The sequence below is a fragment of the Paenibacillus sp. 01T422 genome, from assembly GCF_056398785.1.
The window spans coordinates 1-6,941 of record NZ_JBFTQB010000275.1; the positions used below are offsets into that span (position 1 = coordinate 1).

Sequence of the window (6,941 nt, forward strand, 5' to 3'; positions counted from 1 at the left end):
ATTCACACCCGTCTCATAGGCTTTGTCCAAAATTTCGAAAGAAGCCTTTTTGTCCGCTTGATTACCAAAGGTCATTGTTCCCAAACACAAACTGGTTACTTTTAATCCCGTATTTCCTAGGGAACGTATTTCCATTAGATCACCTCTTCCGAAGTGAATGCTTCTTTTGCAACCATAATGGCTGACATTGCTTTCGGCCAACCTGCATAGAAGGCAAGATGAGTCATCACTTCGATTAGCTCTTTTTCCGACAAACCGTTTTGTTTTGCCAAATTCAAATGATTTTTCATCTGCTGCGTATTTCCGCCGGTGATTAAGCTTGCAACGGTAATCAAACTTCGATCGCGCGGAGAAAGTCCCTCCGCTTCCATACATCTCCAAATAATACTTCGTCGGTTAATTCGACCAACTTGGGCGCGAAATTTCCGATCGCTTTCTGAGCTATAGTAAGTTCTTTGGAATCTGACATTTTATATCGCTCCCTTTAACATTTATTATGTAACAATTGTTTAAGAGAACGTTATCCCATTCGTCTCACATGTTTGCCTAATCCTCTCGTTGCTACTTTCGCACTTGATGATTGTTATATATAATGGGATCATCAAAGCTCAACTCGCAAGGAGGATACTATGTCAGGACAAATTGATGAACTCAAGGATGAACTCGCCGAGCTGATTGAGCGACATGCGGGTCAAAACGGTGTTTACGAGACAGGGATTCCCTCTTTATTTATTGTTCGTGCCTCGCAAGTGTCTCAGCCTGTTTACAGAGTATACAAACCTTGCTTTTGTTTTATCRCTCAAGGTTATAAAGACGTACTGCTGTCCCAAGAGCGATTCGAATATGGTCCTGCCGACTATCTGGTATCGCTTCTCCCGATAAGCCTTATCTTAGCTTAAAGCTGGAATTTACACAGAATCAAATATTAGAGGTTTTAAATGAGGGAAACATTCAAATCGCTCCGCAAGAAAGTACCCAACGGGCGATGTTTGTCGGCGAGATCGAGTTATCCATATTGGATGCGATCATGAGATTGTCTCGTTTACTAGACAAACCAGAAGACATTCCGTTCCTGGCTCCCTACTATACGAAAGAAATTTTATACAGACTTCTTCAGGGTCAGTACGGCACTACGCTGGCGCAAATCGCGATGGAAGGTAGCAATACCTACCGAATCAGGGAAGCTATCGATCAAATTATCAATAACATGGATAAACCTTTACCAATCGAGGAGCTTGCTGAACTAGCCAATATGGGGGTTTCTACGTTTCACAGGCACTTCAAAGAAGTAACTGCCATGAGTCCGCTTCAGTTTCAAAAACAGCTGCGATTACAGGAAGCGCGTCGCCTATTAATGTCCGAATCAACGGATGCCGCCGATGTTGCTTTCCGGGTAGGCTATGAGAGTGCATCGCAGTTCAGCCGTGAATATTCCCGTATGTTTGGTTTTCCACCTAGAGAAGATATCAAGCGCTTGAAGGCGGGCTACGATCAAAGGGTCAACGCGTAAAGCAAGTCAAACAGAGAGCAGTAGCTTAGGCGACTGCTCCCTGTTTGACTTTATTTATGTGGTACCGAGAGGTTTAGGCAAACATTTGAGACGATTGGGATAACGATCCCTTTATCATCTAATGCATAATAAGAATGTGAAAAGTATTGCTGTTGTGGATATGATTGAATAAACTTGCACATAATCATACAAAACTGGAGGATTTTATATGCAAAAAGTAGTCTTGAACAATGGTATTGAGATGCCGATACTCGGATTTGGTGTATTTCAAATTCAAGATTTAAATGAATGTGAGCAAAGCGTTTATGACGCTATTATGGCAGGATATCGTCTGATTGATACAGCTGCCTCTTATCTCAATGAAGAAGCCGTTGGCAGAGCGATCAAACGGAGTGGTGTGGCAAGAGAGGAATTATTTATCACTACGAAACTTTGGGTACAAGATGCAGGTTATGAACGCACAAAGAAAGCATTTGAACAATCTCTGAGAAGATTGCAATTGGATTCTTTGGATTTGTACTTAATTCATCAGCCATTCGGCGATGTGCATGGTTCATGGCGTGCTATGGAGGAATTGTATCGTGAAGGAAAGGTACGTGCAATTGGCGTTAGTAACTTCCATGAGGATCGTCTGATCGATCTGATCATTCATAATGAAATAGTTCCTGCCGTAAACCAGGTTGAAACACATCCGTTCAATCAACAAATCGAAAATGCAAATTTCATGAAAGAAAATACTGTTCAGATCGAATCCTGGGCGCCTTTTGCTGAAGGAAAAAATAACTTGTTCCAGAATGAGGTATTGGTAAATATAGCTGAAAAATATAACAAATCCGTTGCTCAGGTAGTTTTGCGTTGGTTGACACAAAGGGAAGTTGTTGTAATTCCAAAGTCTGTTCGTAAAGAAAGAATTATCGAAAACTTCAACATCTTTGATTTTGAGTTAAGCCAAGAAGATATGGCGTCGATTACTACATTAGATACGAAACAGAGCTTGTTCTTTTCGCATCGCGATCCTGAAAAGGTGAAATGGCTTGGTACCCGTAAACTCGACATCTAACAATGACTATTTATCCTCAGCTCCATTATTTCTACGATTTTATAAAATTAGGCAAACGATTTTTGTTATCGTTTGCCTTTTTGTATTTATTCAATATTTTGTATAAAAACATATAATGTTAGCTGCATCTAAGCTTGTTGTTGGCTCGTCTGCGAATAGGACAGCGGGGTCATTCATTAAGGCTCATATCAAACCTCGGGGTTGCACGGTCTTTGATTCGAATTTTGATTTGTCATCCGTTCGTGTCTCCTTTAATATTATTTTCAAAGAAGGAATCGCTTTCAATCGTCCGAATAGTATGTAGATGGCTATGACTTCGAAGGGAGACAGCGCAATGTTAAAACAATGGAGGCCGAATACGTTTTTCTTCAAAATTTTCACAGGCTTCTCGATCGTGATCTTACTTCTCGTTTCCGTTAATTATTTAACCTCCGTCTACTTTCGCAGCAAGGTCGAAGGAGAAATTATTCACTATAATCAAACAACGATAAATCAAACCGTCGATGCCTATGAAAACTATTTAAAAACAATGAGCGGCATGCTCTCCAATCTGCTTTTTGACGATAAAATTGCTACTTTGTACAATCAATTCGCTCAAAATGCCCCCCAGCAAGTCGACTATCTAAAGGTGGATGAAGTTCTTGGAATGCTGCGCTCCAATGTGTCTAATCCCTCTTTTCATTTGGACAACCTCATCATCCTATTTAGTTCCGGAACAATATTAGAAAAAGATGGAATTAGTTCAAACTCACGTATGTTTACTCGCTTCTATGTATCTGAGCAGTATCCTGCTTCTTTCTGGCATGCTCAGCTTACAGTCGGCGCCCACAAGGCTAAGCTATTGGCGATGGACAGCTTTCAGGTCGGTTTCGCTGCCCAATCCAGCAAATTAATTCCCTATGTTATCTATAACGAGCAAAAGCATTTCAGCATCATCGCCCTTATTAATGCCGATAGCTTATATGACGATCTTCAACGAACAGTCGATTCCACCTTTGTCATCAAGGACGGCCAAGAACAAATTTACGATACGAAATCTTCCTCTTCGACGGAACTGATCACTCATTTTTATTCGTTTACGGAGAAAGGCAAGTTTTCAGGGCTAACTTATACCATGAATGTGCCAAATGAAAACATACGAGCGCAAACCGTTCATATGAATATGACACTTATGCTCATCTGTTTGATTGCTCTTATCGCAAGTCTCTTTGTTTCCTACTTGTTCAGTACCAACATTCATCGGCCAGTTAAGCAAATCTTGGTATCGATTGAAGAGCAAGGGTCCGTACTTCCGCCAAGCAAAATTATCGAATTCAATACCATAAGTCAAAAGATTAGTGATTTGACGCAAGAAAAAAGTGAGGTTCAAAAAGAATTATTAAAGAAAACGAAATTACTGACCAATTACGGATATATCAGCAAGCTGAAAAACATCCAATCCGATCTGAAGGAATGGACCGATTTCCCTGTCATTAGCGGCTCAATCCTCATGATCTTGTACCGTCTGGATTTCAGAAGCAATATGTCCGAGCAGAGTCAAGGTTCTTACGAAAAGGCGGCTGCCTACTACACCCAGTTCATCGACATGATCATAAAAGAGAATTTTAAATTGTCGCATTCCTTTCAACCGGAGACCAACCAAATTCTTTCTCTCATCTTTGCGGATACTGATCGAGATAAAGTTCGTCAGACGATGGATTACCTGAAGCAAGTTTTCGATAAGGACAACCACTTGTGCCTGATTATCATTGCTGTCAGCTCGTTATTCGAATCGTCGTCTGACATTAATGCCGCCTATCAAGAGGTGCTGGACATGGCGAATGGAGCCAAACTGACGGAGGAGACCCAAATCTTGTACGAACGTCCCCTCCTTACCAACCCATTTGTCTTTTCCGTCATTCAAGAGCAACAATTTAATGCAGCTCTTCATAACGGCGATCTTTCCACTTGCTTGCAGATCGTAAACACCATGTTCAGCTTGATGGTTAACAAAGGAGCAAATTCCTTTCAATTCAAGCAATTCTCAGAAATGGTTGTCGCCAAGACCTTGAATTTCATGGAGTTGCTGGCGATTAAGGCCGACTTTCTTTCCACATCTAACTCGGATTCGCCATTTAAGGAATTGAAGCGTTGTGACACCTTGGAACAATTCAGATCATTTTTTTCTGCCTTTTTTCAGAAATCCGTCGATCTTATTCATGATAAAAAAGCGGAAAAAGACGAAACGATTGATTTCGTATTCAAGTTACTAGAAAACGACTCCTCAGCAGAGATCTCGCTTGAATGGATCGCCGATCGGTTGAATCTTACCGCTTCCTATTTATCGCAATATATTAAAGATAAAACTGGAACGACGTTCAGCGATCACCTGAATCAGGTGCGTATTCGAAAAGCTAAGCAGCTCTTGGACGATACCGGGCTTAGCATTAATGAAATTAGCGAGCGTCTCGGTTACCAGAACGGAACCTCTTTTATTCGGATGTTTAAAAAATCAATCGGAGAGACACCAGGCAGTTACCGTAAAAAGAACGGTACTGACTTTGATTAACCCTACTTCCAGGCTGCGAACCCGGCTCGTTCTTTTCTTGCCTTATAGTGCGGCGAAACAATCGGCGGGGTGCCTGCCTGGTTAACCAGCTGGGTGCCTTCAACGAAACCGGCCTTTCGCTCGTCTAGGATGACGATCAACTCATATCGCAATTTCTCCAATGTAAGGCGGTATTCCCCCTCCCCGGATAAATCCCTGCACTCGCCGAGATCGTCTTGCAAGTGAAATAGCTGTTCAGATCCTATGCGCGGAAACCACACATATTTATAGATGCCGTCTGTCAAGTAATGCATCTCATTGTCATCTGCATAACAAGCGCAATGCTCACCATGAATAAAGACTCTTTCCATCACAGGGTGACCCTCCATAGCCCCAAGCAGACTCAACCCGTCAATTCCCTCTGGAATAGCCAATCCCGCTGCTTCAAGACATGTCGGCATAATATCCTCCAGGGATACCGGCACATCCGATCTGTCCACGCTCTTGAAGTCTCTGCCTCTCGGGTATCGAATGATTAGCGGTATATGCGCCGAGCCCTCGTAGGCATACGTTTTGCGCCATAGGTTATGGTCTCCGAGCATATCCCCATGATCCGATGTGAAAATAATCAACGTTTCATCCAATAAACCCGAATTCCGCATATAGATGAGCAAGCGTCCGATTTGGTTGTCGATATGCGAAATTGCGCCATAGTAGCCCGCTCGTGCCCGATGCGTTTCTTCTTCGCTTCGTTTCCCGCGCCATGCATCCGGTTTAGCGGCGTCCGCAGGGACGTCATGGAGGCGAGACCACTCTCCAAGAAATGGCTTGGGCAGCTTTTTGCCCATAAACATATCGAAATAAAATTGCGGCGGATCATAAGGTGAATGCGGGCGGGCAAACGATGTTTTGAGAAAGAAAGGTTTAACCGGATCCCGTTCTTTTAAAAACTTAATTGATTCATTAGCCGTCCAATTGGTCGGATGTAAAAATTCCGGCGCATGGTACGGTCTTGCCATCCAAGAGTTCCAATCGATGCCATGGTCCACGAAGCCGTAGTCGCCCGTTTTGTTTTTTTCGAACCATTGCTGGTAGTCTGAAACGAAACCAACCGACTCCACTCTGCCAGATTCATCTAATACGGTATTGTGAAAGCCATTCAGCGTGCGCTGAGGCCAGAAATGCATTTTCCCAATGCCTTGGGTATGATAACCCTCTTTGGCGAACTCGCCAGGCAGTGTATGGGCAAACCCTACCCCCATAGGACCTTGTCCACGTCCCATCCCTAGGACGCCTGTATGCCATGGATGCATCCCTGAAATCAGCGATGCTCGCGCTGGCACACAGGAAGGCGATGTCGTATAGGCATGGTTAAAAACTGTACCTTCCGAAGCCAACCAATCCAGATTGGGCGTGTACGCCGCCTCGTTTCCATAGCACCCTAAGGTATCCCAGCGTTGTTGATCCGTCATGATTAAAAGGATATTCATTGGCTTCATGCTGCTCTCCTCCCCCTCTTCGATCAGCCTTTCACGGAGCCGATCAAAGCCCCTTTCACGAAATATTTTTGAATGAATGGGTAAATGATTAATAGCGGTAACGTAGATACCATAATGGTTGCGTATTTCAGTGCGTCTTCGGCAATCAGCAGGCTATCAGAGACTGCACCTCCATCTCCATTGAATTGCCCTGCCAGTACAATCTGGCGTAAAAAAACTTGAAGCGGGAACAATTCTTCCTTTCTAAGATAAAGCAACGGGCCCATAAAATTGTTCCAAATCCCGACCGCATAGAATAAACCTATTGTGGCTAACGCTGCTTTGGACAGAGGGAGGACAATGCGC

General features: G+C 43.2%; 4 protein-coding genes and 2 pseudogenes. 3 read left to right on the forward strand and 3 right to left on the reverse strand.

Annotated elements, in window-relative coordinates; genetic code table 11:
- Nucleotides 1-134: 134 nt before the first annotated feature.
- On the reverse strand, nucleotides 135-371 hold the full coding sequence (locus AC1DUA_RS16735) for a carboxymuconolactone decarboxylase family protein (protein WP_477500846.1): 237 nt from the start codon (nucleotides 369-371) through the stop codon (nucleotides 135-137).
- A gap of 258 nt (nucleotides 372-629) precedes the next feature.
- Here AC1DUA_RS16735 and AC1DUA_RS16740 point away from each other — a divergent pair.
- The 3 genes and pseudogenes from AC1DUA_RS16740 to AC1DUA_RS16750 all read left to right on the forward strand — a co-directional run bounded on the left by AC1DUA_RS16740 (nucleotide 630) and on the right by AC1DUA_RS16750 (nucleotide 5,118).
- A pseudogene (locus AC1DUA_RS16740) lies at nucleotides 630-1,510 on the forward strand (AraC family transcriptional regulator).
- Nucleotides 1,511-1,718: 208 nt separating this feature from the next.
- Nucleotides 1,719-2,570, forward strand: coding sequence for an aldo/keto reductase (locus tag AC1DUA_RS16745; RefSeq protein ID WP_477500847.1), 852 nt, complete (start codon nucleotides 1,719-1,721; stop codon nucleotides 2,568-2,570).
- Between the two features lie 334 nt (nucleotides 2,571-2,904).
- Nucleotides 2,905-5,118, forward strand: coding sequence for a helix-turn-helix domain-containing protein (locus AC1DUA_RS16750; RefSeq protein WP_477500848.1), 2,214 nt, complete (start codon nucleotides 2,905-2,907; stop codon nucleotides 5,116-5,118).
- Between the two features lie 2 nt (nucleotides 5,119-5,120).
- Here the strand turns inward: AC1DUA_RS16750 and AC1DUA_RS16755 are convergent, their stop codons facing one another.
- Together AC1DUA_RS16755 and AC1DUA_RS16760 are read right to left on the reverse strand one after the other, a co-directional pair.
- The gene (locus tag AC1DUA_RS16755) at nucleotides 5,121-6,596 is read right to left on the reverse strand and encodes an arylsulfatase (protein ID WP_477500849.1); all 1,476 of its coding nucleotides are present in this window, start codon (nucleotides 6,594-6,596) and stop codon (nucleotides 5,121-5,123) included.
- Between the two features lie 23 nt (nucleotides 6,597-6,619).
- Nucleotides 6,620-6,941: pseudogene (locus AC1DUA_RS16760) on the reverse strand (carbohydrate ABC transporter permease); the annotation flags it as partial.